Origin of the sequence: Pseudomonas sp. CC120222-01a (genome assembly GCF_003097235.1) — a bacterium.
Lineage (GTDB): Bacteria > Pseudomonadota > Gammaproteobacteria > Pseudomonadales > Pseudomonadaceae > Aquipseudomonas.
This window is the reverse complement of sequence record NZ_QEQQ01000010.1, coordinates 21,814-43,735: the sequence shown is the minus strand read 5'-3', so window position 1 is coordinate 43,735 and position 21,922 is coordinate 21,814. Positions and strand designations below refer to the sequence as shown.

Annotated in this window: 22 protein-coding genes; 12 read left to right on the top strand and 10 right to left on the bottom strand. The window is 64.3% G+C overall.

The genetic code is table 11. From position 1 onward, the window contains the following. The first annotated feature begins 110 nt into the window (after positions 1-110). Entirely contained in the window at positions 111-437 is a 327-nt protein-coding gene (locus N430_RS14570; protein WP_110637731.1) for a DUF1820 family protein, read from the top strand. A gap of 3 nt (positions 438-440) precedes the next feature. Here the strand turns inward: N430_RS14570 and N430_RS14565 are convergent, their stop codons facing one another. The 4 genes from N430_RS14565 to N430_RS14550 all read right to left on the bottom strand — a co-directional run bounded on the left by N430_RS14565 (position 441) and on the right by N430_RS14550 (position 3,921). After that, positions 441-986 carry a tetratricopeptide repeat protein gene (locus tag N430_RS14565; RefSeq protein ID WP_103448848.1) on the bottom strand — a complete coding sequence of 182 codons (546 nt, stop codon included), beginning with the start codon at positions 984-986 and terminating at the stop codon, positions 441-443. Positions 987-1,185: 199 nt separating this feature from the next. Continuing rightward, entirely contained in the window at positions 1,186-2,469 is a 1,284-nt protein-coding gene (hemL, locus tag N430_RS14560) for a glutamate-1-semialdehyde 2,1-aminomutase (protein WP_110637730.1), read from the bottom strand. Positions 2,470-2,486: 17 nt separating this feature from the next. Then, a complete protein-coding gene (gene thiE, locus N430_RS14555) occupies positions 2,487-3,110 on the bottom strand; it encodes a thiamine phosphate synthase (RefSeq protein WP_110637729.1) in 624 nt (207 codons plus the stop codon). Positions 3,111-3,123: 13 nt separating this feature from the next. Next, positions 3,124-3,921 (bottom strand): hydroxymethylpyrimidine/phosphomethylpyrimidine kinase, encoded by a 798-nt coding sequence (locus N430_RS14550; protein WP_110637827.1) that lies wholly within the window; start codon positions 3,919-3,921, stop codon positions 3,124-3,126. Positions 3,922-4,186: 265 nt separating this feature from the next. Between N430_RS14550 and N430_RS14545 the strand changes: the two genes are divergently transcribed. From N430_RS14545 to N430_RS14530, 4 genes are all read left to right on the top strand, one after another. After that, entirely contained in the window at positions 4,187-6,178 is a 1,992-nt protein-coding gene (locus tag N430_RS14545) for a hybrid sensor histidine kinase/response regulator (RefSeq protein WP_110637728.1), read from the top strand. Positions 6,179-6,295: 117 nt separating this feature from the next. Continuing rightward, positions 6,296-7,948, top strand: coding sequence for an acyl-CoA dehydrogenase family protein (locus N430_RS14540; RefSeq protein WP_110637727.1), 1,653 nt, complete (start codon positions 6,296-6,298; stop codon positions 7,946-7,948). A gap of 84 nt (positions 7,949-8,032) precedes the next feature. Then, positions 8,033-9,496, top strand: a complete 1,464-nt coding sequence (gene amn / locus N430_RS14535; RefSeq protein ID WP_110637726.1) for an AMP nucleosidase — start codon at positions 8,033-8,035, stop codon at positions 9,494-9,496. A 6-nt stretch (positions 9,497-9,502) separates the two neighbouring features. Continuing rightward, the gene (locus N430_RS14530; RefSeq protein ID WP_110637725.1) at positions 9,503-10,138 is read left to right on the top strand and encodes a pseudouridine synthase; all 636 of its coding nucleotides are present in this window, start codon (positions 9,503-9,505) and stop codon (positions 10,136-10,138) included. 4 nt (positions 10,139-10,142) lie between these two features. On the opposite strand, the gene N430_RS14525 is transcribed toward N430_RS14530, so the two are convergent. Both N430_RS14525 and N430_RS14520 read right to left on the bottom strand, forming a co-directional pair. Beyond that, the gene (locus tag N430_RS14525) at positions 10,143-10,346 is read right to left on the bottom strand and encodes a DUF2788 domain-containing protein (protein WP_027917747.1); all 204 of its coding nucleotides are present in this window, start codon (positions 10,344-10,346) and stop codon (positions 10,143-10,145) included. 52 nt (positions 10,347-10,398) lie between these two features. Beyond that, positions 10,399-10,875, bottom strand: coding sequence for an Lrp/AsnC family transcriptional regulator (locus N430_RS14520; protein WP_003249795.1), 477 nt, complete (start codon positions 10,873-10,875; stop codon positions 10,399-10,401). Positions 10,876-11,266: 391 nt separating this feature from the next. On the opposite strand from N430_RS14520, the gene N430_RS14515 reads away from it, so the two are divergent. Then, positions 11,267-12,097, top strand: coding sequence for a DUF6515 family protein (locus N430_RS14515; RefSeq protein WP_110637724.1), 831 nt, complete (start codon positions 11,267-11,269; stop codon positions 12,095-12,097). 1 nt (position 12,098) lies between these two features. Here the strand turns inward: N430_RS14515 and N430_RS14510 are convergent, their stop codons facing one another. Continuing rightward, complete coding sequence (locus N430_RS14510; protein WP_110637723.1) at positions 12,099-12,968, bottom strand: cation diffusion facilitator family transporter; 870 nt, start codon at positions 12,966-12,968, stop codon at positions 12,099-12,101. Positions 12,969-12,993: 25 nt separating this feature from the next. Further along, on the bottom strand, positions 12,994-13,413 hold the full coding sequence (locus N430_RS14505) for a polyribonucleotide nucleotidyltransferase (protein ID WP_110637826.1): 420 nt from the start codon (positions 13,411-13,413) through the stop codon (positions 12,994-12,996). Positions 13,414-13,528: 115 nt separating this feature from the next. On the opposite strand from N430_RS14505, the gene hrpB reads away from it, so the two are divergent. Beyond that, positions 13,529-16,057, top strand: a complete 2,529-nt coding sequence (gene hrpB / locus N430_RS14500; protein ID WP_110637722.1) for an ATP-dependent helicase HrpB — start codon at positions 13,529-13,531, stop codon at positions 16,055-16,057. Positions 16,058-16,067: 10 nt separating this feature from the next. Here hrpB and N430_RS14495 read toward each other — a convergent pair whose 3' ends face one another. Together N430_RS14495 and N430_RS14490 are read right to left on the bottom strand one after the other, a co-directional pair. After that, a complete protein-coding gene (locus N430_RS14495; RefSeq protein WP_110637721.1) occupies positions 16,068-16,562 on the bottom strand; it encodes a hypothetical protein in 495 nt (164 codons plus the stop codon). Positions 16,563-16,658: 96 nt separating this feature from the next. Further along, on the bottom strand, positions 16,659-17,315 hold the full coding sequence (locus N430_RS14490) for a YciC family protein (RefSeq protein ID WP_110637720.1): 657 nt from the start codon (positions 17,313-17,315) through the stop codon (positions 16,659-16,661). Between the two features lie 155 nt (positions 17,316-17,470). Between N430_RS14490 and N430_RS14485 the strand changes: the two genes are divergently transcribed. The 5 genes from N430_RS14485 (at position 17,471) to N430_RS14465 (ending at position 21,892) form a co-directional block, all read left to right on the top strand. Next, a complete protein-coding gene (locus N430_RS14485; protein WP_110637719.1) occupies positions 17,471-18,238 on the top strand; it encodes a DUF2076 domain-containing protein in 768 nt (255 codons plus the stop codon). Between the two features lie 148 nt (positions 18,239-18,386). Beyond that, a complete protein-coding gene (locus tag N430_RS14480) occupies positions 18,387-18,866 on the top strand; it encodes an NYN domain-containing protein (RefSeq protein ID WP_027917740.1) in 480 nt (159 codons plus the stop codon). 9 nt (positions 18,867-18,875) lie between these two features. Beyond that, a complete protein-coding gene (locus tag N430_RS14475; RefSeq protein ID WP_110637718.1) occupies positions 18,876-19,481 on the top strand; it encodes a PolC-type DNA polymerase III in 606 nt (201 codons plus the stop codon). A gap of 109 nt (positions 19,482-19,590) precedes the next feature. After that, on the top strand, positions 19,591-20,505 hold the full coding sequence (yedA, locus tag N430_RS14470) for a drug/metabolite exporter YedA (RefSeq protein WP_110637717.1): 915 nt from the start codon (positions 19,591-19,593) through the stop codon (positions 20,503-20,505). 55 nt (positions 20,506-20,560) lie between these two features. Beyond that, complete coding sequence (locus tag N430_RS14465; RefSeq protein ID WP_110637716.1) at positions 20,561-21,892, top strand: DEAD/DEAH box helicase; 1,332 nt, start codon at positions 20,561-20,563, stop codon at positions 21,890-21,892. Positions 21,893-21,922: the final 30 nt, after the last annotated feature.

Sequence of the window (21,922 nt, the reverse complement as noted above, 5' to 3'; positions counted from 1 at the left end):
CGAAAGCACTGAAACGATCAAGGGTTGCTACAGGCCGTGTACCTGCGCGGGGCTGGGCCTGCTCTGCTATGATGCGCGCCTTTTCTTACGCATGTGTTATCCCGCCGAACATGAGCAAACGCGAACCCGCCGTCTATAAAGTGATCTTCCTCAACCAGGGGCAGGTCTTCGAGATGTATGCCAAGCAGATCTACCAGAGCGACCTGTGGGGCTTTCTGGAAATCGAAGAGTTCGTTTTCGGCGAGCGTACCCAGGTCGTGGTCGACCCGAGCGAAGAGAAACTGAAGAATCAGTTCGAAGGGGTGATCCGCAGTTTCGTGCCGATGCATTCGATCGTGCGCATCGACGAGGTGGAGCGCCTGGGCACGGCCAAGATCAGCGAGGCCAGGGCCAGTGGCAACGTGATGCCGTTCCCCATGCCGATGCCGGAGAAGTAAGGGTCAGGGGAGTGGCGAGAACGGCGTGCGCCCTTCGGCGTTCTGCAGTTCCAGCAGGTATTTGCGGAAGATCTGGCCGAGCACCTGGGTGGCGTGCTCAAGCTCGTCGCGAGGCATCTGCTCGGTCACTTCGTCGGCCATGTCCAGCGCATCCTCGGCGCCGTTGACCGCGGCCATCTTCAGCAGGATATAGGCCTGCACGTTGTTGGCCTTGACCCCTTCGCCATGGAAGAACATGGCGCCAAGGCGGTATTGGGCTTCGGCGTGGCCTTGCAGCGAGGCCTTTTCGAACCAGTCCAGGGCCTTTTTCAGGTTTTTCGGCGTCAGCGTGTAGTAGTACTCGCCCAGCTCGAACTGTGCCTGGGCGTCCCCGGTCGCCGCTGTTTCCTCGCAGGCTTTCAGCGCGTTCTGCAGGTCTTCTGGCTGAACATTGAGCGTGCAGCGCCCCGTTGCCGGAATCAGCAACGAGTTACCGCCCTCCGCCATAGCCAGCAGGGGCTGAAGAAGCAACAGGCAGCCCAAGGTCAGGGCGCGGCCGGTGCGGTTCATGGGGATCGACTTACCTCTGCAAAGCTGCGGCCAATGTCTCTGGTGGCACATTATGGGATAAGCAGCGCCAACCTTACAAAGTTTTACGCGAAAAACTGTCTGGGTGGAGAAGATAACTGATTGTGCATGAGGATTTATTGCCTGTACCGGCCTCTTCGCGGGCAAGCCCGCTCCCACAGAGGCCGGTGCAGGCGACCAATCACTTCAGCGCGGCAAAGGCTTTTTCGGCCGCATCCAGGGTGATCTGCAGCTCTTTCTCACCGTGAGCGATCGACGTGAAGCCCGCCTCGAACGCACTTGGCGCCAGGTACACGCCACCGTCGAGCATCAGGTGGAAGAACCGCTTGAAGCGTTCGGCATCGCTGGCCATCACATCGTCGAAGGTGACGATGTCGTCGGCACCACTGAAGTACAGGCCGAACATGGCGCCCGCCTGAGTGGTGACGAACGGTACGCCCGCGGCATCGGCACGCTGCTGCAGGCCATCGAGCATACGGGTGGTGAAGTCGGTCAGTTCGTCATGGAAGCCTGGGCGGCTGATCAGCCTCAGGGTGGTCAGGCCGGCGGCCATGGCCAGCGGGTTGCCCGACAGGGTGCCGGCCTGGTAGACCGGGCCCAGCGGGGCGATGCAGCCCATGATTTCGCGTTTGCCACCGAAGCAGCCGACCGGCATGCCGCCGCCGACGATCTTGCCGAAGGTCGACAGGTCCGGCTTGATCCCGTAGTGACCCTGGGCACCGCCGAGCGAGACGCGGAAACCGGTCATCACTTCGTCGAAGATCAGTACCACGCCGTGCTTGTCGCACTGCTCGCGCAGGCCTTCGAGGAAGCCTGGCGCCGGCGGCACGCAGTTCATGTTGCCGGCCACTGGTTCGACGATGATGCAGGCCACGGTCTGACCGACTTCGGCGAGGGTCTTCTCGACCGCAGCGATGTCGTTGAACGGCAGGGTCAGGGTGTGCTTGGCGAAGTCTGCCGGTACGCCTGCCGAGCTCGGCACGCCTTGGGTCAGCAGGCCGGAACCGGCCTTGACCAGCAGGCTGTCGGAGTGGCCGTGGTAGCAGCCTTCGAACTTGATGATGGCGTCACGGCCAGTGTAGCCACGGGCCAGGCGGATGGCGCTCATGGTCGCTTCGGTGCCGGAGCTGACCATGCGCACCATTTCCATCGACGGCACCAGCGAGCAGACCAGGTCGGCCATCTCGGTTTCCATCGCAGTCGGTGCGCCGTAGGACAGGCCGTGCTCCAGCTGGCGGCGTACCGCATCGAGCACGTCAGGGTGGCCGTGGCCGAGGATCATCGGGCCCCACGAGCCAACATAGTCGACATAGCGCTTGTCATCTTCGTCGACGACGTAGGCGCCTTCGGCATGCTTGAAGAACAGTGGGGTGCCGCCGACGCTCTTGAAAGCGCGGACCGGCGAGTTGACGCCGCCAGGGATGTGCTTCTGGGCTTGGGCGAACAGGGCTTCGGAACGGGACATGGGATCTTCTCTCGAAATCAGGAAGCGAACAGGGCGTTGAAGGCGCGGGCGCGGCGGGTGACTTCCTGCGCGCTGTCGGCACCGAACAGGCCGTGGATCACCGCCAGCAGATCGGCGCCATGGGCGATCAGCGGGGCGGCGTTGTCGAGGGTGATGCCACCGATCACGGCGATCGGCAGTTTCACCTGGGCGCGGGCCTGCTCCAGCAGATCGACGTTGGCAGCCGGCGCACCGGGCTTGGTGACAGAATTGAAAAAGCGACCAAAGGCCACGTAGCTGGCGCCTTCGCTGGCAGCCTGGGCGGCCAGCTCGAGGCTGGCGTGGCAGGTGGAGCCGATGATCGCCTGGCGGCCGAGCAGGGCGCGCGCCGGCGTCAGCGGGCCGTCGGTCTGGCCCAGGTGCACACCGACGCCCAGGCGTGCGGCCAGTTCGGCGTCGTCGTTGATGAGCAACTGGGTGCCGTAGCGCTCGCAAAGCTTCATCAGCGCCTCGGCCTCACGCAGGCGGCGGGCAGCGTCATCGCTCTTGTCGCGGTACTGCAGCAGGCACACACCGCCTTCCAGCGCGGCTTCGACGTGGGACAGGAAACGGCCGGCGAGCAGCTGGCTGTCGGTGATTGCGTACAGACCGCGTAGCTTCATTGAAAGCCTCGTATCAGGAGCAGAAATCCAGGGGCAGGCGGCGCGGGACGTACTGGCCCTTGCCCAGCTGTTCGGCGTCGCGCAGGGTGCGCCAGGTGTAATCCAGGGCACTTTTCACCGCGCTTTGCAGCTGCTCGCCAAGGGCCAGGCGACCGGCCAGGGCGCTGGCCAGGGTGCAGCCCGAACCGTGGTAGCTGCCCGGCAGACGCTGGCAGGTCCAGGTGTGGCTCTGGCCGTCGCGGCTGTACAGGCGATTGTGGATTTCGTCCTCGTCGCCGTGACCACCGGTAATCAGCAGGTTTTTGCAGAACGGCAACAGTTTTTCGGCACACTCGTCGGCAGTGCCTTCAGGGAGTTCGGCCAGGATGCGCGCTTCTGGCAGGTTTGGCGTGGCGATGGTCGCTAGCGGCAGCAGGCGTTCGCGAAGGGCATAGCCGACTTCGTCCTTGCCCAGGCGGCCACCGCCACCGGCTCGCAGCACCGGGTCGCAGACCAGCGGCAGGTGCGGGTGGGCACTGAGCAGTTCGGCGACGGTGTCGACCATATCGATCGAGCCGAGCATGCCCAGCTTGACCGCAGCGACCGTGGAGTCGGCCAGCACGGCATTGGCCTGGGCCAGGACCCACTCGCGGTCGAGCACGCGGAAGTCGGAAACGTTGACGGTATCCTGCACGGTCAGGGCGGTCACGGTAGGCGCGGCGTGACAGCCTTGGGCGATCAGGGCTTCGATATCTGCCTGCAAGCCGGCGCCGCCACTTGGGTCGTGGCCGGAGAGACAGAGGACAACGGGGCGGGAGCTGTAGGTATTCATGGTCGGCGAGCTTACCACCAAACCCATTTGCGCGGATCGTCCTACAAACGAGATTTGTTGATCGAGTGGTCAGATTTATCCGTTCTATGGCTCTGAAAGCATTGTTCTAGAGCTATTCAATTGAAAATTGGAGTGGCCCGTGGCCAGCGTTGAAAGCTATGCTAGAGTGCTCGGATAACTCGACAAACGGGCTCTGCCGGATTTCGTCGTCTCAAAAGGATCGGAGGCCATCGCGACGCGACCGGACAGGCCATGCTGGGGCTGTATGCGCTATTTGCTGATTGTGCTTCTGGGCTGGTTGCCCGTGCTGGCCGGAGCCGTCGAAATCGACGAGGCGACCCGGCATCTTCCATTGGGCAAGATCATGCAGGTCTACGAGGACCGTGATGGCAGCGCGAGCATTGCCCAGGTCAGCGCGCCTATCTTTGCCAGCCGTTTCCGCACGCATCACCAGGACGTGCTGAACGCCGGTTACTCGACTTCGGTGTTCTGGCTCAAGGTCGATCTGCAGTATGTGGCTTCTGCCAAAGCACAGCCGCGCCAGTGGTTACTGGAGCTGGCATATCCCCCCATGGACCATATCGAGCTGTACCTGCCAGGCAGCGATGGCCAGTTCCGCCTGGCCCAGCGTACCGGCGACGCCTTGCCCTACGAAAGCCGACAGATCCGCCAGAACAATTACCTGTTCGAACTGCCACTGCAACCCGGGCAGTCGACTACCGCCTACCTGCGCCTGCACAGTCAGGGTTCGGTGCAGGCACCACTGGCATTGTGGTCCGCCGAAGCCTACATGGAAGACCAGCCGACCCGCCTCTATGTGCTGGGCATGATCTACGGCGTGCTGCTGGTGATGGCGGTGTACAACCTGTTCATCTACCTCAGCGTGCGAGACGTCAGTTACCTCTACTACATCCTCTACATTGCCTCGTTCGGCTTGTATCAGGTGTCGGTGAACGGGGCAGGGGTTGCCTACTTCTGGCCGGACAGCCCGTGGTGGGCCAACGCCGCGACGCCGCTGTTCATTGGCGCTGCGGGCCTGTTCGGTTGCCAGTTCGCGCGTCACTTTCTGCAGTTGGGCAAGATCAGCCGCAGTTTTGACCGGCTGTTGCAGCTATTGATGCTCGGTGGCGTGCTGGTGATGGTGTTGTCGGTGAGCATGCGCTACGGCATCGCCTTGCGCATGGCCACGGTGCTGGCCCTGCTGTTCACTGTGAGCATCTTTGCCGCCGGGTTGTATGCCTGGGTGCGCGGCCTGCGCGTGGCGCGCTGGTTCATCATCGCCTGGACGGCGTTCCTGCTAGGTGGGCTGGTCAATACCCTGATGGTGCTGGGTTACCTGCCCAACCTGTTCATCACCATGTATTCCAGCCAGCTGGGGTCGGCGCTGGAAGTGGCGTTGCTGTCACTGGCATTGGCCGACCGTATCAACAGCATGCGCGAACAGCAGGCGCAGACCCTGCGTGATACCGGCGAGGCGCTGGAGCAGATGAACCAGCAACTGGCCAGGAGCAATCACCTGAAGGACGAATTCCTCGCCACCGTGACCCACGAACTGCGCACACCGATGAATGGCGTGATCGGCTCGCTGGAGCTGATGCACACGCTGCCCATGAGTGCCGAGATGGCCCAGTACCACCGCACGGCGGTCGGCTCGGCCCAGGACATGATGGACATGGTCGACGACATTCTTACCTTGACCGAACTGCAGGCCGGCCGCATGCGCCTGCAGGCACTGCCGTTCAGCTTGCGCCGAACGCTGCAGGACCTGCGTGCCGGCTATGCCGGAACAGCCCTGGGCAAGGGTTTGTACCTGAGCCTGGACATCCCCGCCGAGCTGCCGGACGAGTTGCTGGGCGATGCGCAGAAAGTGGCCCGCTGCCTGGGCTGCCTGGTGGACAACGGCCTGAAGTTCACCCATCACGGTGGGGTGATGATGCAAGTTCGCGGTCGCCGCCTTGGCCCCGACAGCCTGGCGCTGACCTTCACCATCAGCGACAGCGGCATCGGTTTCGATGACCTGGACCAGGCGATTCTTTATCAGCGTTTCTTCCAGGTCGATGGCTCGATGACCCGGCGCTATGGCGGGCTCGGTATTGGCTTGTCGATCTGCCGGCAATTGGCCGAACTGCTTGACGCCAAGCTGTCCCATGAGTCGACGCGGGGGTTGGGCAGCCGCTTCGAGCTGACCTTGAATGTGGCGATTGCCCAGGTTCAGATGCCGCCTGGGAGGGTGGTTTCGGGGGCTACTCGATTCTGATTCAAGGTGCTTTATCAGGGCTACCCACCACATGTTTAGTCATTATTGTCACTTTGACTGACCCGCAGGGAGTGCTTCACTGGGCCTTTCAGGCATGCCCGGATCCAGGAGCTCCCGATGAACCTGCACCAGTACGCTGAAACCCACGAAGTCACCAACCAGCCACCGTCGCTCGACGGTGCCAACCTGTACCGTCTCGACCTGCCGCTGCAGGAGTGGTCGCGGCGTTTCGGGGCCGGTTGGGCCGAAGCGCGGATCGACGCCTATGGTGCCTTGGCCGGCGGCCCGCTGATGGCCGCAGGCTTCCTGGCCAATGCGCACAAGCCGGAATTCAGCAGCCATGACCGCTACGGCCATCGCATCGACCTGGTCGAGTTCCACCCCGCCTACCACGAGCTGATGCGCACTGCCGTCGAACACGGCCTGCCATCGTTGCCCTGGGCTGAACCTCGCCCCGGGGCCCACGTGGCGCGGGCGTCGATGACCTACCTGCACAGCCAGGCAGAAGCCGGTACCGGCTGCCCGCTGACCATGACCTTCGCCGCCGTGCCGGCATTGCGCTTGCAGCCCGAGCTGGCCGAATACTGGCTACCGAAGATACTCGCCCGTGATTACGACCCGCGTAACGTTGGTGACCGCCACAAGGCCGGCGTGACCCTGGGCATGGCCATGACCGAGAAGCAGGGCGGCACCGACGTGCGCGCCAATACCACCCGTGCTTACCCGGTCGGCAGCCCCGGCCCGGGGCAGGCCTACGAACTGGTCGGGCACAAGTGGTTCTGCTCGGCACCGATGTGCGACGCCTTCCTGACCCTGGCGCAGACCGACAAGGGCCTGAGCTGCTTCCTGCTGCCGCGCCATCGGCCCGACGACAGCCGCAACCAGTTCTACATCCAGCGCCTGAAGAACAAGCTGGGCAACAGCTCCAACGCCTCCAGTGAAGTCGAGTTTCGCGGTGCCTTGGCGTGGATGGTGGGCGAAGAAGGGCGCGGCGTGCCGACCATCATCGAGATGGTGGCCATGACCCGCTTCGACTGCATGGTCGGCTCCAGCGCGCTGATGCGCCAGGCGCTGACCCAGGCCGCACACCACTGCGCCTATCGCAAGGTCGGCGGCCGGGTGCTGAGCGAACAACCGCTGATGCAGAACGTGCTCGCCGACCTGGCGCTGGAAAGCGAGGCCGCGTTGGCCCTGAGCCTGCGCATGGGGCAGGCACTGGAGCAGCTCGACGACCCGCAGCAGGCTCATTTCGCGCGGTTGGTCACGGCGGTGGGCAAGTACTGGATCTGCAAGCGGGCGCCGGCCATGATCAACGAGGCCGCCGAGTGCCTGGGCGGTGCTGGTTATGTCGAAGACAGCATCCTGCCGCGGTTGTACCGCGAAGCGCCGGTCAACTCGACCTGGGAAGGTTCTGGCAACGTGCAATGCCTGGACGTGTTGCGGGCGTTGTCCAAGGAGCCGGGGGTGCTCGATGCGCTGTTCGCCGAGCTGGGCGACGGGCATGGCGACCCGCGCCTGGCCGCACATATCGGCAACCTCAAGGGGGCGTTCGCCGATACCAGCGATATCCAGTACCGGGCACGGCAGTTGACCGAGGACATTGCCCTGGCGTTGCAGGCCAAGCTGCTGCTGGAGGCGGGCAATGCCGTGGTCAGCGATGCGTTCATCGGTAGCCGGTTGAGCGGTGGAGGGCGGGTGTATGGCGCATTGCCGCGTGGCATCGATGTCGAGGCACTGGTGGCGCGGGCGACACCGGCCTTGCCAAGTTGAAGACGACGGCTGACCACCGGGGATGTATTTAGTAACAAAGGCAGGCAAGATGGCTGACATGCATGTCCAGACAGGAAGCCCAGTGTGAGCCAAGCTTTTGTAGTCGTTGATACTCCCGAACAGGCCGTCGACCGTCTGGCGGCCTTGCATGAACAGGCCACCGGGGCCCTGAGCCAGGCCCTCAAGCGTTACCTGAAGGACCGTACCGAGCCAAGTGCCGACGAGCGCGCCTTGTACCGCTACCCGGCACTGCGCCTGACCTACTACAGCCACGGCGAAGTGGCCGCTACCACCCGCGCCTATGCCAAGGTCCAGGTGGCGGGCACCTACAGCGTCACCGTCACCCAGCCTGCGGCATTCCGCGGTTACCTGCTGGAGCAGCTGCGCCCGCTGATGCATGACTACACGGTGACCGTGGAAGTCGGCGTCAGCGAGCAGAACATCCCGTACCCCTATGTGGTCGACCAGGGCGATGAGCTGGCCGGCAGCGGCATCACCGCCGCGGAACTTGCGCGGGTGTTCCCCAGCACCGACCTGTCGGCAGCCACCGACAACATTGCCGATGGCCTGTACGACTGGGGCAATGCCGAAACCCTGCCGCTGGCGCTGTTCGATGCCGCCCGCGTGGACTTCTCGCTGCGCCGCCTGGTGCACTACACCGGCAGCGACTGGCGCCACGTGCAGCCGTGGATCCTGTTGACCAACTACCACCGTTATGTCGATCAGTTCATCAGCCACGGCCTCGAGCAGCTACGCGAAGACCCGCGCTTCGTGCGCATGGTGCTACCGGGTAACGTGGTGATCGAGAAGGGCATGGACCATGGTGAAACCCAGGCTCTGGTGGCCAGCGTGGTCTGGCACCGCTACCAGATGCCGGCCTACCACCTGATCGCGGGCGACGGTGATGGCGTGACCCTGGTCAACATCGGCGTCGGCCCGTCCAACGCCAAGAACATCACCGACCACCTGGCGGTGCTGCGCCCGCACTGCTGGCTGATGATCGGTCACTGCGGTGGCCTGCGTCAGTCGCAGACCATCGGCGACTATGTCCTGGCCCACGCCTACATGCGCCGCGATGGCATTCTCGACCGTGTGGTGCCGCCGAACATTCCGATTCCGGCCCTGGCCGAAGTGCAGCTGGCGCTGCAGGAGGCTGCGGCACAGGTGACCGGCGAGCGTGGCGAAGAACTGAAGAAGCGCCTGCGCACCGGCACCGTGCTGACCTACGACGACCGTAACTGGGAGTTGCGCTGGGCCCAGGAGCGACCATTGATCAACCTGTCGCGTGCCGTGGCGGTGGACATGGAAAGCGGCACCATCGCTGCCCAGGGTTATCGCCTTCGGGTGCCGTACGGCACCTTGCTGTGTGTTTCCGACAAGCCGCTGCACAGCGAAATCAAGCTGCCGGGTTCGGCCAACGCCTTCTACAACCGTGCGGTCAGCCAGCACCTGAAGATCGGCATCGCCGCCCTCGACCTGCTGCGCACCGAGCTCAATTCGTTGCACTCGCGTAAACTGCGCAGCTTCGATGAGCCGCCGTTCCGCTGAGGATCCATGCCACTGCCACCCCGTTCCAAGCCGCGCCGCCCCCAGGCGCGGCCTGCCGGCCCCCGTCGCCAGGCCAAGGCGCCACCGGCCGAGCCACGCCTGATCCTGTTCAACAAGCCATTCGACGTGCTGACCCAGTTCAGCGACGGAGAAGGGCGGGCGACGCTCAAGGATTTCATCGACATCCCAGGCATCTACCCGGCCGGGCGGCTCGACCGTGACAGCGAAGGCTTGTTGCTGCTGACCAACGATGGCGGGCTGCAGGCGCGCATTGCCGATCCGAAGCACAAATTGCCCAAGACCTACTGGGTGCAGGTGGAAGGCGAACCGAGCGACGAACAGATCCAGCGATTGCGCGATGGTGTGGAGCTCAATGACGGTCCAACCTTGCCTGCTGAAGCCCGGCGCCTCGACGAGCCCGAGCTATGGCCGCGCAATCCGCCGGTACGTTTTCGCAAGAGCGTGCCGACCAGCTGGCTGGAGCTGGTGATTCGCGAGGGGCGTAATCGCCAGGTGCGGCGGATGACTGCGGCAGTGGGCTTGCCGACCTTGCGCCTGGTGCGGGTGCGGATCGGTGATTGGGCGCTGGATGGGCTGGAGCAGGGGTGTTGGCGTGAAGTAGCGCCCAAGCTCACGCGCTAACGGCCTAGACCCCTTCGAGAAACGCCACCACCACGCTCTTGATGATGAATGCCAGCACCCCCAGCCCGAGCACGAAGAACAGGATCATCGTGCCAAAGCGCCCGGCCTTGGACTTTTTCGCCAGGTCCCAGACGATGAAGCCCATGAAGCCGATCAGTACGGTGACCAGCACGATCATCATCCACTCTTCGAATACGGCGGGATCCATCTGTGTTCTCCAGGCAGGCTGAGCTTGCGATTATACGCGGGCGAGCGGGCGTTTAGCGCAGGTGGGTCAATGGCAGCTCGGTACTTGCCAGGACCTGGTTGAGCACGAAGCTCGAACGCACGCTGGTCACGCCTTCGATCCGGGTCAGGCTGCCTAGCAGCAGTTTCTGATAGTGGTCCATGTCCGGCACCACCACCTTGAGCTGGTAGTCGGCATCCATACCGGTGACCAGGCTGCATTCGAGCACCTGCGGCAGGTTGCGGATGGCGGCTTCGAAGGTTTCGAAGCGCTCCGGGGTGTGCCGGTCCATGCCGATCAGCACGTAGGCGGTCAGGCTCAGGCCGAGCTTCTTGCGATCGAGCAGGGCGACCTGGCGCGAGATATAGCCGTCGTCTTCCAGTTGCTTGACCCGACGCGAGCATGGCGATGGCGACAGGCCGATGCGCTCGGCCAGCTCCTGGTTGGAGATGCGCGCGTCGCGCTGCAATTCGGCGAGAATGCTCAGGTCGTAGCGGTCAAGTTTGCTCATGGAAAAGGCCTTTTCTGTTCGGATTGCGGTGAATTATCGATCCAGGGTTAAAAATTGCGCAAGTGCTATTTAACTGAGCAATCTTCGCAATCCTCTGCCGCAGTCTCTCCCGTATCTTTACCTACAGAATCACTGCCCGGACATCAGTCCACGGCGACGCGCCCCAGGCGGGCGGTCGCGGCCAGCCATCCAACAGGATCTGCAGGCCCCCGGGCTACACAGCTTCCAGAAGACGCTGTGAGGTGAGCCGGCGCCACAAGTGCCGAGCACGGACGACAATTCTCAAAGGGAGGCCACTGGCCTCCCTTTTTTCATGTCCGCGATTTCATCTGCCCGTGGCACTGGCGCGGTAGACTGGCTGCATGCCGCAATCTTTACCGTGAGGAACAACATGAAGTCGCGCATCTGGCAGTTGGCAGGTGTTGGTTTGCTGGGTTTGAGCATCAGCTTCGGGGCCATGGCCGAAGGGCCGGATGAGGGGCGTGGCGAAGGGCATGGCAACGAGGGTGGCCCCGGCCGCTCGCTCAACTCCCGTGGCGAAGTGCAGCAGACGCAGTCCCCACGGCAGGGTTATTACCAGGATATCCCCCGGCACAACGGCGACAACCGCCACTGGCAAGCCGGCGGCCCAGGGCAACGGCCCGGCGGCGACTGGCAGGGGCGCCCGGATGGCCACGGCAATGGCTGGGGCCCCGGGCCTCAGTATCGCCCAGGGCATACCATCGATCACTTCCCGGACCGCTACTGGAAGGTGCCGTACCGCGGCAATGATTACTTCTACTCCGGTGGCTACTGGTACCGCCCGCATGGTGGTAGCTACGTGGTGGTGACCCCGCCTTACGGCGTGCGGGTCAACTACCTGCCGTCCTATGCGCGGGAAGTGTGGCTGGGCGGCGCACTGTTCTTCCTGGTGGCCGACACCTACTACCAGTACCTGGCCGACAGCCAGGAGTATGTCGTGGTCAACCCGCCCGCCATGGCCCCGGCGCCGTTGCCAGCGGCAGCCCCGGCCGGCAACAGCTACGACGTGATTGCCTACCCGATGTATGGCCAAGGGCAGGAGCAGCAGGACCAGGACCGCTACCAGTGCCACCGCTGGGCGGTGAGCCAGTCAGGCTTTGACCCGGCAACGGCACCCTATGCGCCACCTGTCGAAGTGGCGAGCAACTACCGACGGGCGCTGAGTGCCTGCTTCAGTGGCCGAGGCTATAGCGTCAACTGATTCACACCGGGTCGGCATGCACCATCACATCCGCCCGTGGATAACGCTGGCGGATGACTGCCGAAGCCTGCACGCACAGGTCGTGGGCCTCAATCAGTGGCAGTTGTCCCGGCAGTTCCAGGTGCAGTTGCACGAACCACTGGTTGCCCGACACCCGCGTTCGCAGGTCGTGCACGCCTTGCACGCCGGGAATGCCCAGGACCAGTTCGATCATCCCTTCGCCAATGTCACCGGGCAATTCCTTGTCCATCAGGATCGCCGTGCTTTCGCGGGCAATCTGCAAGGCACTCCAGAGGATGTAGAACGCGATGCCGAGACCGAACAGCGCATCCAGCTGCGGCCAGCCGAAGCGCGCCAGCAGCAGGGCGAGCAGGATGCTGCCGTTGAGCAGCAGGTCGGAGCGGTAATGCAGTGAGTCTGCGCGCACCGCAGTGGAACCGGTCAGGCGAATGACCTTGCGCTGCAGTGCCAGCAAGGCCACGGTCAGCGCCAGCGACAGTAGCATCACGGCGATGCCGATGGCCGTGTCACCCAGCGGCTCGGGTGCTTTCAGGCGCTCGACAGCCTGCACCCCGATCAACACCGCGCTGACCCCGATGAACAGGGCCTGGGCCATGCCGGCCAGGGCCTCGGCTTTGCCGTGGCCGAAACGATGGTCGTCATCGGCCGGGCGCAGGGCGTAATGCACGGCGAGCAGGTTGAGGAACGAGGCGACGGCATCCAGTGCCGAGTCGGTCAGCCCGGCCAGCAGGCTGACCGAGCCACTCAGCCACCAGGCGACGGCCTTGCTTATGACCAGAATGCTGGCCACCGCCAGTGAAGCGCGGGTGGCCAGGCGCAGCAGGCGTTGGTGTTCGGCCGGGGTAATCATGCCCAGGGTGATGTCCTTGTAAAGATCAGGCCGCAGGTACCAGGCCCAGGGCCGCCAGCTGCTCGACGCTGCCGCGGTGTTGGATCAGCCGTGGGTCATCCAGCGGCAGGCGCTGGCCCAGTTCGCTTTCCAGAATGGCCTGCAGCTTGAGGTTATCGACCTTGCCATCCGGGCTGACGGCGTCACGCAGTTTTGCCGGGTCGACCTGGGCCGTGTGCCCGCCCTTGTAGTAGATGGCGCCCGTGGCGAAGTCGATGCCAAAGGCGATCAGGCCCGGGATCACATAGAACAGGATGCCGATGGCGTCCATTGCGGCAACCACGGGGTCGATCTTGCCGCCGATCTGGCCACGGCGTTCGGGATAGAAGATGGTGCCGCAGGCCGTCAGTTGGGTCAGCAGGGTGACGACAAGGGCGCCACCAATGACGCGGGATGGGATGCGCATGTAAATCTCCGAAAAGTATTCAGCAGGGCAAGCGAAGCGCCAGCACCTGAAGCTAAGACCATGATAGAGCAGGCTGGGTTCGCCGTTATACTCGCCAGACTGTTCGAGGACCACCATGATTTCTTTACCGATCGATGCTGTCTTGCCCGCCTTGCGCGAAGCCCTGCTAAACCGCGACGAAGCCGTACTCGAAGCGCCCCCCGGCGCGGGCAAGACCACTCGCGTGCCGCTGGCGCTGCTCAACGAGCCGTGGCTGGCCGGGCAGACCATCCTCATGCTCGAACCGCGCCGCCTGGCTGCGCGGGCGGCAGCCGAGCGGCTGGCCAGCGAACTGGGCGAAAAGGTCGGTGAAACCGTGGGCTACCGCATCCGTCTGGACAGCAAGGTCGGTCCGAACACCCGTATCGAAGTGGTCACCGAAGGCATCCTCACCCGCCGGCTGCAGTCCGACCCTGCACTCGAAGGTGTGGGCCTGCTGATCTTCGACGAGTTTCATGAGCGCAGCCTCGATGCCGACCTGGCCCTGGCGCTGAGCCTCAATGGCCGCGAACTGCTGCGTGACGACCCCGCACTGAAAATCCTGCTGATGTCGGCGACCCTGGAAGGCGAGCGCCTGTCGCGGCTGCTGGGCGACGCGCCGGTGGTCAGCAGCGAAGGCCGCATGCACCCGGTGGATATCCGCTGGGGCCGGCCGTTCCAGCCGGGCGAGTTCATCGAGCCGCGGGTTGTGGACAACGTGCTGCTGGCATTGGCCGAGCAGCCCGGCAGCGTGCTGGTGTTCCTGCCCGGCCAGGCCGAGATTCGCCGCGTGCATCAAAGCCTGCAGGATGCCCTGGGTGAGCGGCCGGACGTGCTGCTGTGCCCGCTGCACGGCGAACTGGACCTCAATGCCCAGCGCGCCGCCATCGACCCGCCGGCTAAAGGCCTGCGCAAGGTGGTGCTGGCCACCAACATTGCCGAAACCAGCCTGACCATCGACGGCGTGCGCGTGGTCATCGATGCCGGCCTGGCCCGCGTGCCGCGTTTTGATCCGGGGAGCGGCATGACCCGCCTGGACACCCAGCGAATCTCCCGGGCCAGCGCCACCCAGCGCGCCGGCCGGGCCGGGCGCCTGGAGCCCGGGGTGTGCTACCGCCTGTGGTCCGAAGCCCAGCATGACCAGCTGGCCGCCCACGGCAGCGCCGAGATCCTCCAGGCCGACCTCGCTGGCCTGGCCCTGCAGTTGGCGCGCTGGGGGGTTAGCCCTGACCAGTTGTGCTGGCTCGACCAGCCGCCGGCAGCAGCCTTCTCCCAGGCGCAGGACCTGCTGGCGCGGCTGGGCGCGTTCAAGTCGGGCTGCCGCGACAACCTCAGCGAGCACGGCCAGGCCATGGCCGAGCTGCCGGCTCACCCACGCATCGCCCACCTGCTGCTGCGTGGCCAGGACCTGGGGCTGGCGACGATGGCCTGCGATGTCGCCGCTTTGCTTGGCGAACGCGATATCCAGCGCGGTGGCGGCGCCGACCTGCACAGCCGTCTGGCGCTGGTCAGCGGCGAAAGCAAGGCCAGCCGCGGCGGCCAGGGCGGCGTGCAACGCGCGCGGCAGCTCGCTCGCCAGTACCGTGGCCTGCTGCGCGGCAAGCCCGGAGCAGCCGTTGCCGACCCCGATCACCCCCGCTGGCTCGGCGCGCTGCTGGCGTTGGCCTACCCCGATCGAGTCGCCCAGCAGCGGCGCGAGGGCGGTGCTGAATATCGCTTGGCCAACGGCCGCGCCGCCTTGTTCGCCGAGGTCGATGCGCTGATGAAGTGCCCGTGGCTGGTGATCGCCGACCTCGGCAGCCGACAGGGCCAGCGCGAAGAGCGCATCTATCTTGCGGCCGAGTTCGAGCCTGCGCTGCTCGACGACGTGCTGGCCGAGCAGGTCGAGCGTGTCGATCTCCTCGACTGGGACGAGCGCGAGCAGGTGTTGCGTGCCGAACGCCAGACCAAGGTCGGCGAACTGGTACTGGCGCGCGAACCGTTGCCCGGCCTGGATGATGAAGCCCGCGCCAAGGCGCTGCTGGGTCTGGTGCGACGGAAGGGCCTGAACCTGCTGACCTGGACCCCGGAACTGCGCCAATGGCAAGCGCGGGTGGCGCTGTTGCGTCGGCTGGACCTGGACAAGGAAGGGCAAAGCGAATGGCCCGACCTGGGTGACGAGGCACTGTTGGCGACCCTGGAAGACTGGCTGCAGCCCTATCTGGGCAAGGTCTCTCGGCTGAGCCACTTCGCCGCGCTGGACTTGTCGTCGATCCTGCGCAATCTGCTGCCCTGGCCTTTGCCCCAGCGCCTGGATGAATGGGCGCCGGCGCATCTGGCGGTGCCATCCGGCTCGAATATCCGCCTGGACTACAGCGAACACCCGCCGATCCTCGCCGTGCGCCTGCAGGAACTGTTCGGCCTGGCCGACACCCCGCGCATTGCCCAGGGTCGTCAGCAGGTGAAACTGCACCTGTTGTCGCCAGCGCGGCGGCCAGTGCAAGTGACCCAGGACCTGGCCAACTTCTGGCGTACCACCTATGCCGAGGTGAAGAAAGACTTGAAAGGGCGCTATCCCAAGCACTACTGGCCGGATGACCCCCTGGTAGCGGAGGCTACCGCGCGGGCCAAGCCACGCGGTACCTGAATACGTCGCGTCAGCCGCTCTGCTGGAGAAGGAAGGTGAGCGTTTCGCCTTCTTTCGTGTTCAGCAGATACATGGGCTGGTGGCTGTGATGCGGGACATCCTTGATAGCGCCAACACGGTAGCCTTCATGATCGCGCAAGTAGCAGACCAGGCCATGTTTCGTAAGCTCCAGTGGCTCGATCTTCCAGTAATCGGTGACTGTGGCTCGCTGGTAGAAGCCCAGGTAGTCGTTGCGGCTCAGGCCCAGTTTTTTGGGAGGGGACGCGTTGTCAGCGAGGCTGATGTGGTAGTGCAGGCGATCGTGGGTCTGGGAGTCGAAGGCAAAATCCAGGTGTATGGATTGCTCCTCGCCGCCGGCCAAGAGCCAGTCGTATTGGGGGGCGATCCCCCTGATCCATTTATCGTGGGTTTTGCTCAACCGCAAGGGCACATATCTGCCGGTAGCGATTACATGCAGGCGGCCGCGGAACGATTTGGCATAAGCAGTTTGGATTGTCTGGTCCATGTGGAGTCTCCGAGTGATTGGGACTCCACCGTATGAATCGGGCATCCCCCATGGGAGGCTGAATGCCTTCCTCCAGCGCCGCGTGGGTACACAGCGTCAGGCGGCTGATTCAGCTTCCAGCAACATGAACAGGCGATACAGCACCACCGTGCTGAACAGCTGCAGGAACCCACTCAGGCTGTCCAGGGCCAGTTCGACGCCCGGCGCAGGCTCGGGGAAGGCCATCAGCAGCAGCCCGTCGATCAGCCAGATCGGTGCCAGCACGCCCAGCACGCAGATCATGATGCGCAGGAAGTGCCCGGTGGTCATCCGCGCACTTTCGCGCATCGACTGCACCACCGGCAGGCCACGCAGCACCAGCAGGTACTCGGCGAACACCAGGTTGATCATGATCCAAACGCCCGGGAACACCAGCAGCGCCAGGCCGGCCATGATCAGCAACGAGCTGATCGTGATCAGCAGGGCCAGTTGCGGCCACAGCTGCACGGCGCGGGCGAACAGGTCGCGTTTGCGGATCTCCTGGCCGTTGCTGCGGGTGTCCAGGTAGAGGATCAACGCCGCGCTGTACAGCGGATAGAACAACAGGCTGATCAGCATGCCGTAGGCTGGCGAGGCCTGGTCGCCCAGCTGGCGGTACAGCAGCTGGGTCGTGAAGGCTTCGAGCACCACCAGCGGCAGGCACAGCGGGATGATGTTGGCCAGGTGGCGGCGGAAGAAGTACAGGGAGTCGCGCAGAACGCTCAGCGGATTCATCAGTCAACATCGCAAGGCAGTAAAAACAGGGGCCTAACTTTAGCCCAGAGCTGTCACTTGCTGAAAAAAGTTTCACCCGTGCAGTGATTGAATCCTTCGCCCGGGCGCCCCATCTTTGCCATGTCCGATGTCCTGCTAGCCCATGAGGTAGCCCCATGAACACTGATGAACAAACCCTGATCGACGGCCTGTTTGGCCGCATCAAACAAGCCGAAGACCCGAGCCAGCCACGTGATGCGCAGGCCCAGGCACGGATCGAGGAGCATGTCCGCCAGCAGCCGGCGGCGCCTTACTACATGACCCAGGCGATCCTGGTTCAGGAAGCCGCGATCAAGCGCCTGGACGAGCAGAACAAGCAGCTGGAGGCCGAACTGAAACAGGCCCGGGCACAGCTTGAAGCGACCCGTGCCAGCAGTGGCAATGGCGGCGGTGGGTTCCTCTCCAGCATCTTTGGTGCCGGTGCGCGCAATCCGGAGCCGGCTCAGCCGCAGCGCCCAAGTGCGCCGGTAGCATCGGGTGGCGGTTGGCGCGAGCCGAGTGCACCAGGCTTCTCCCAGCCGCAGGCGCAAATGCAGGCACCCGCACAACCGCAACAGGCCGGCTTTGGCGCCGCGCCGGCGCGCAGCGGTGCCAGCAGCTTCCTCGGTGGCGCGATGCAGACCGCTGCGGGTGTCGCCGGTGGCGTGTTGCTGGCGCAAGGCATCAGCAGCCTGTTCAACCACCACTCGCAGCCTGAAGAGGTGGTCGAGGTGATCAAGGAAGAACCGGCACCGGCCAGTGACAACGGCGGCTGGAATGACCAGGGCGGGCAGCAGCAAGTGGCTGACAATGGCGGCTGGGGCAATGACCAGGGTGGTTTTGCCGACACCGATTATGGCAGCGATGACGGTGGCTTCTTCTCGGATGACGATACGTTCGTCTGACCGGTCTGGCATACTGGCCGCATTTTAGGGGGGCGCTTTGCGCCCCTTTCGCGACGCAAGGCCGCTCCTACAAGGGATCGCATTCCTCTGTAGGAGCGGCCTTGTGTCGCGAAAGGGCTGCAGCCCCAGCAGACCGGGAGGTTCCAAGGTGAAAAAGATCGCGCTGTTCGCCGATGTGCAGAACCTCTACTACACCGTGCGCCAGGCCCATGGCTGCCACTTCAATTACACCGCACTGTGGAAGGACGTCAGCCGCGAAGGCGAGATCGTCGAAGCCGTGGCCTATGCCATCGACCGCGGTGACAGCAAGCAGCAGCAATTCCAGCAGATCCTGCGCAACCTCGGTTTCGACGTGCGCCTGAAGCCGTTCATCCAGCGCAGCGATGGTTCGGCCAAGGGCGACTGGGATGTGGGCATCACCCTCGATGTGATCGATGCGGCCAGCCGGGTCGACCAGGTGGTGCTGGCCTCCGGTGATGGTGACTTCGACCTGCTGCTGGAGCGGGTCATCCAGCGCCACGGCACCGAGGCGGTGGTCTACGGCGTCCCCGGCCTCACCGCGTTGTCGCTGATTCGCGCCGCCACCCGTTATGTGCCCATCGAGGGCGCGCTGTTGCTCAAGCACTAAGGTTTTTTCATGGAACGTATTGCTGTCATCGACTTTGAAACCACCGGTATTTCCCCCGGTGCCGGCTGCCGTGCCACCGAGGTGGCGGTGGTGATGCTGGAACGCGGGCGTATCGTCGAGCGCTATCAAAGCCTGATGAATGCCGGTGTGCCGGTGCCAGCCTTCGTCGCCGGGCTGACCGGCATCACCACTGCCATGCTGCGCACGGCGCCGCCGGTGGACAAGGTGATGAACGAAGTGGCCGAGTTCGTCGGTGATACCCCGTTGCTGGCGCACAACGCTGCCTTCGACCAGAAGTTCTGGGATTACGAACTGAGCCGCATCGGCCGCAGCCGTCGCCAGTCCTTCGCCTGTTCCCTGCTGCTGTCACGGCGCCTGCTGCCGGCGGCGCCGAACCACAAGCTGGGCACCCTGACCCGTTGGGCCGGCCTGCCGGATACCGGTACCGCGCACCGGGCCATGGCCGATGCCGAGATGGCCGCCAACCTGTTGCAGCATCTGGCAGGCGTGCTACGCCAGAGCCACGGCGTTCAGCAACTTTCCCACGAGCTCCTCTGTCGCCTGCAGAAAACGCCTGCCGCGAAGGTTCGCGAAATCTTGGCCAAGCTCGCCTGATGAGTGCACTAAAAGTGTGCCGCTCATTTCGCGGTGTTTTGTAACTTATCTTTACTTGCACACAGGCCTAAACTCGGTCACCCGAAAACGGATTTCTGAGTTGTCTGCCATGCCTGCCTCCCGTCGCTTTCCGCTATTGCTCGTCGGCGCCTTTCTGGCCTTGTACCTGGTCTGGGGTTCCACCTACCTGTTCATTCGCATTGGCGTCGAGTCATGGCCGCCGATGCTGATGGCGGGAGTGCGCTTCCTGATCGCGGGCGGGTTGCTGTATGGCTTCCTGCGTTGGCGCGGGGTGCCGGCACCGACCTGGCCACAATGGCGTGCTGCAGGTGCCATCGGCTTTCTGCTGCTCAGCTGCGGCAACGGTGGTGTGACCGTGGCCGAGCATGCTGGCGTGGCATCGGGTGTGGCGGCGTTGGCAGTGGCCACCGTGCCACTGTTCACCCTGGTCTTTGGCTTGCTGTTCGGCCACCGCAACTCGAGGCTGGAATGGGCAGGGATCTTCCTCGGCCTGCTCGGTATCGGTTTGCTCAACCTCGGCTCGAACCTGCAGGCCAGCCCGATCGGCGCGGCGCTGATCCTGTTCGCGGCGGCTTCGTGGGCATTCGGTTCGGTGTGGAGCAAAAGCCTGCCGCTGCCCCAGGGGCCGATGGCCAGTGCTGCCGAGATGCTGGTCGGCGGTGCGGTATTGCTGCTGGGCAGCGCGCTGTCCGGTGAGCGCATGACGCAGATGCCGACTGTTGCTGGCTGGGGCGCGCTGGCCTATCTGGTGCTATTCGGTTCGATCCTCGCCTTCAGTGCCTACATGTACCTGCTCAAGAACGTGCGCCCGGCCGCTGCCACCAGTTATGCCTACGTCAACCCGGCGGTGGCGGTGCTGCTGGGCATCCTCTTCGCCGGTGAAGAGATCGGCGCGGAAGAATGCCTGGCCATGGCGGTGATCATCGGCGCCGTGGTGCTGATCGGCCTGCCGCAGTGGCGCAAGGCGCCGGAACAGCCGTTGAAGGGCGAAATCTGCAAGTAGCCAGGGGCGATGCGGTAAACTTGCCGCCTTCGCTGAACCCCCTGACGGTATTGCCATGAATTTCGCCCAACTCGGCCTGATCGAACCGCTGCTGCGCACCTTGCAGCAGCTGGACTACACCACCCCGACCCCGGTCCAGGCCAAGGCCATCCCTGCCGTGCTGGCCGGCCGCGACCTGATGGCCGCCGCCCAGACCGGCACCGGCAAGACCGCCGGTTTCGCCCTGCCAGTGCTGCAACGCCTGGCGTTGGAAGGTGAGAAGGTAGCCAGCAACTCGATCCGCGCACTGGTGCTGGTGCCGACCCGCGAGCTGGCCGAGCAGGTGCACAACAACGTGCGCGAGTATGCCGAGAACCTGCCGCTGAGCACCTACGCGGTGTACGGCGGGGTCAGCATCAACCCGCAGATGATGCGCCTGCGCCGTGGCGTCGACCTGCTGGTGGCAACGCCCGGTCGCCTGCTCGACCTGTTCCGTCAGAACGCGGTGAAGTTCAACCAGGTACAGACGCTGGTGCTGGACGAAGCCGACCGCATGCTCGACCTGGGTTTTGCCGAGGAGCTGCAGTCGGTCTACGCCGCCTTGCCGCGCAAGCGTCAGACGCTGCTGTTCTCCGCCACCTTCTCCGAGCAGATCCGCATGCTCGCCGGCCTGGCCCTGAACGACCCGCTGAGCATTGAAGTCAGCCCGCGCAACGCTGCGGCGACCACAGTCAAGCAGTGGCTGGTGCCTGTGGACAAGAAGCGCAAGACCGACTTGTTCATGCACCTGCTGCGCAAGCAGCGCTGGAAGCAGGTGCTGGTGTTCGCCAAGACCCGCAATGGCGTCGATCAGCTGGTCGAGCGTTTGCTGGCTGAAGGCGTCAATGCCGACGGCATCCACGGCGACCGCCCGCAGGCCACCCGCCAGCGCGCGCTGGACAGTTTCAAGGCGCGGGAAATCCAGGTGCTGGTAGCGACCGATGTCGCGGCCCGTGGCCTGGATATCGACGACCTGCCGCTGGTGGTCAACCTCGACCTGCCGATCGTGGCCGAGGATTATGTGCACCGTATTGGCCGTACTGGCCGGGCCGGCAACAAGGGTGAGGCGATCTCGCTGGTGTGTGCCGATGAAGTGCAGATGCTGTCGGCGATTGAAGTGCTGACCCGGCAGACCTTGCCGCGTCATGAGGAGCCGGACTTCATTCCCGAGCACCGGGTACCGATGACCGATGCCAGTGGTCAGGTTGTGAAGAAGCCGAAGAAGCCCAAGAAACCAAAAGAGAACAGCGCCAAGCGTGGCCTGGGGCGCTGGATGGACAGCGCCGAGGCAGGTGCTGCTGAGCCATCGGTGAAGGCCGTGCGCAAGGTGCCGAGCTTCAACGGCGGGCCGCGCAAGCGTAAGCCGTAAGCGGGTCCTACGGGACCCACTGGCTTGCTC

What these genes read in the sequence shown, in the direction of transcription:
- N430_RS14465 (WP_110637716.1), top strand. Translation starts at nt 20,561, where the DNA reads ATGAATTTCGCCCAACTCGGCCTGATCGAACCGCTGCTGCGCACCTTG.
- N430_RS14475 (WP_110637718.1), top strand. Translation starts at nt 18,876, where the DNA reads ATGGAACGTATTGCTGTCATCGACTTTGAAACCACCGGTATTTCCCCC.
- N430_RS14540 (WP_110637727.1), top strand. Translation starts at nt 6,296, where the DNA reads ATGAACCTGCACCAGTACGCTGAAACCCACGAAGTCACCAACCAGCCA.
- N430_RS14490 (WP_110637720.1), bottom strand. Translation starts at nt 17,315, where the DNA reads ATGAATCCGCTGAGCGTTCTGCGCGACTCCCTGTACTTCTTCCGCCGC.
- yedA (WP_110637717.1), top strand. Translation starts at nt 19,591, where the DNA reads ATGCCTGCCTCCCGTCGCTTTCCGCTATTGCTCGTCGGCGCCTTTCTG.
- hrpB (WP_110637722.1), top strand. Translation starts at nt 13,529, where the DNA reads ATGATTTCTTTACCGATCGATGCTGTCTTGCCCGCCTTGCGCGAAGCC.
- thiE (WP_110637729.1), bottom strand. Translation starts at nt 3,110, where the DNA reads ATGAAGCTACGCGGTCTGTACGCAATCACCGACAGCCAGCTGCTCGCC.
- hemL (WP_110637730.1), bottom strand. Translation starts at nt 2,469, where the DNA reads ATGTCCCGTTCCGAAGCCCTGTTCGCCCAAGCCCAGAAGCACATCCCT.
- N430_RS14530 (WP_110637725.1), top strand. Translation starts at nt 9,503, where the DNA reads ATGCCACTGCCACCCCGTTCCAAGCCGCGCCGCCCCCAGGCGCGGCCT.
- N430_RS14485 (WP_110637719.1), top strand. Translation starts at nt 17,471, where the DNA reads ATGAACACTGATGAACAAACCCTGATCGACGGCCTGTTTGGCCGCATC.
- N430_RS14515 (WP_110637724.1), top strand. Translation starts at nt 11,267, where the DNA reads ATGAAGTCGCGCATCTGGCAGTTGGCAGGTGTTGGTTTGCTGGGTTTG.
- N430_RS14570 (WP_110637731.1), top strand. Translation starts at nt 111, where the DNA reads ATGAGCAAACGCGAACCCGCCGTCTATAAAGTGATCTTCCTCAACCAG.
- N430_RS14495 (WP_110637721.1), bottom strand. Translation starts at nt 16,562, where the DNA reads ATGGACCAGACAATCCAAACTGCTTATGCCAAATCGTTCCGCGGCCGC.
- N430_RS14545 (WP_110637728.1), top strand. Translation starts at nt 4,187, where the DNA reads ATGCGCTATTTGCTGATTGTGCTTCTGGGCTGGTTGCCCGTGCTGGCC.
- N430_RS14565 (WP_103448848.1), bottom strand. Translation starts at nt 986, where the DNA reads ATGAACCGCACCGGCCGCGCCCTGACCTTGGGCTGCCTGTTGCTTCTT.
- N430_RS14550 (WP_110637827.1), bottom strand. Translation starts at nt 3,921, where the DNA reads ATGAATACCTACAGCTCCCGCCCCGTTGTCCTCTGTCTCTCCGGCCAC.
- N430_RS14520 (WP_003249795.1), bottom strand. Translation starts at nt 10,875, where the DNA reads ATGAGCAAACTTGACCGCTACGACCTGAGCATTCTCGCCGAATTGCAG.
- N430_RS14525 (WP_027917747.1), bottom strand. Translation starts at nt 10,346, where the DNA reads ATGGATCCCGCCGTATTCGAAGAGTGGATGATGATCGTGCTGGTCACC.
- N430_RS14510 (WP_110637723.1), bottom strand. Translation starts at nt 12,968, where the DNA reads ATGATTACCCCGGCCGAACACCAACGCCTGCTGCGCCTGGCCACCCGC.
- N430_RS14505 (WP_110637826.1), bottom strand. Translation starts at nt 13,413, where the DNA reads ATGCGCATCCCATCCCGCGTCATTGGTGGCGCCCTTGTCGTCACCCTG.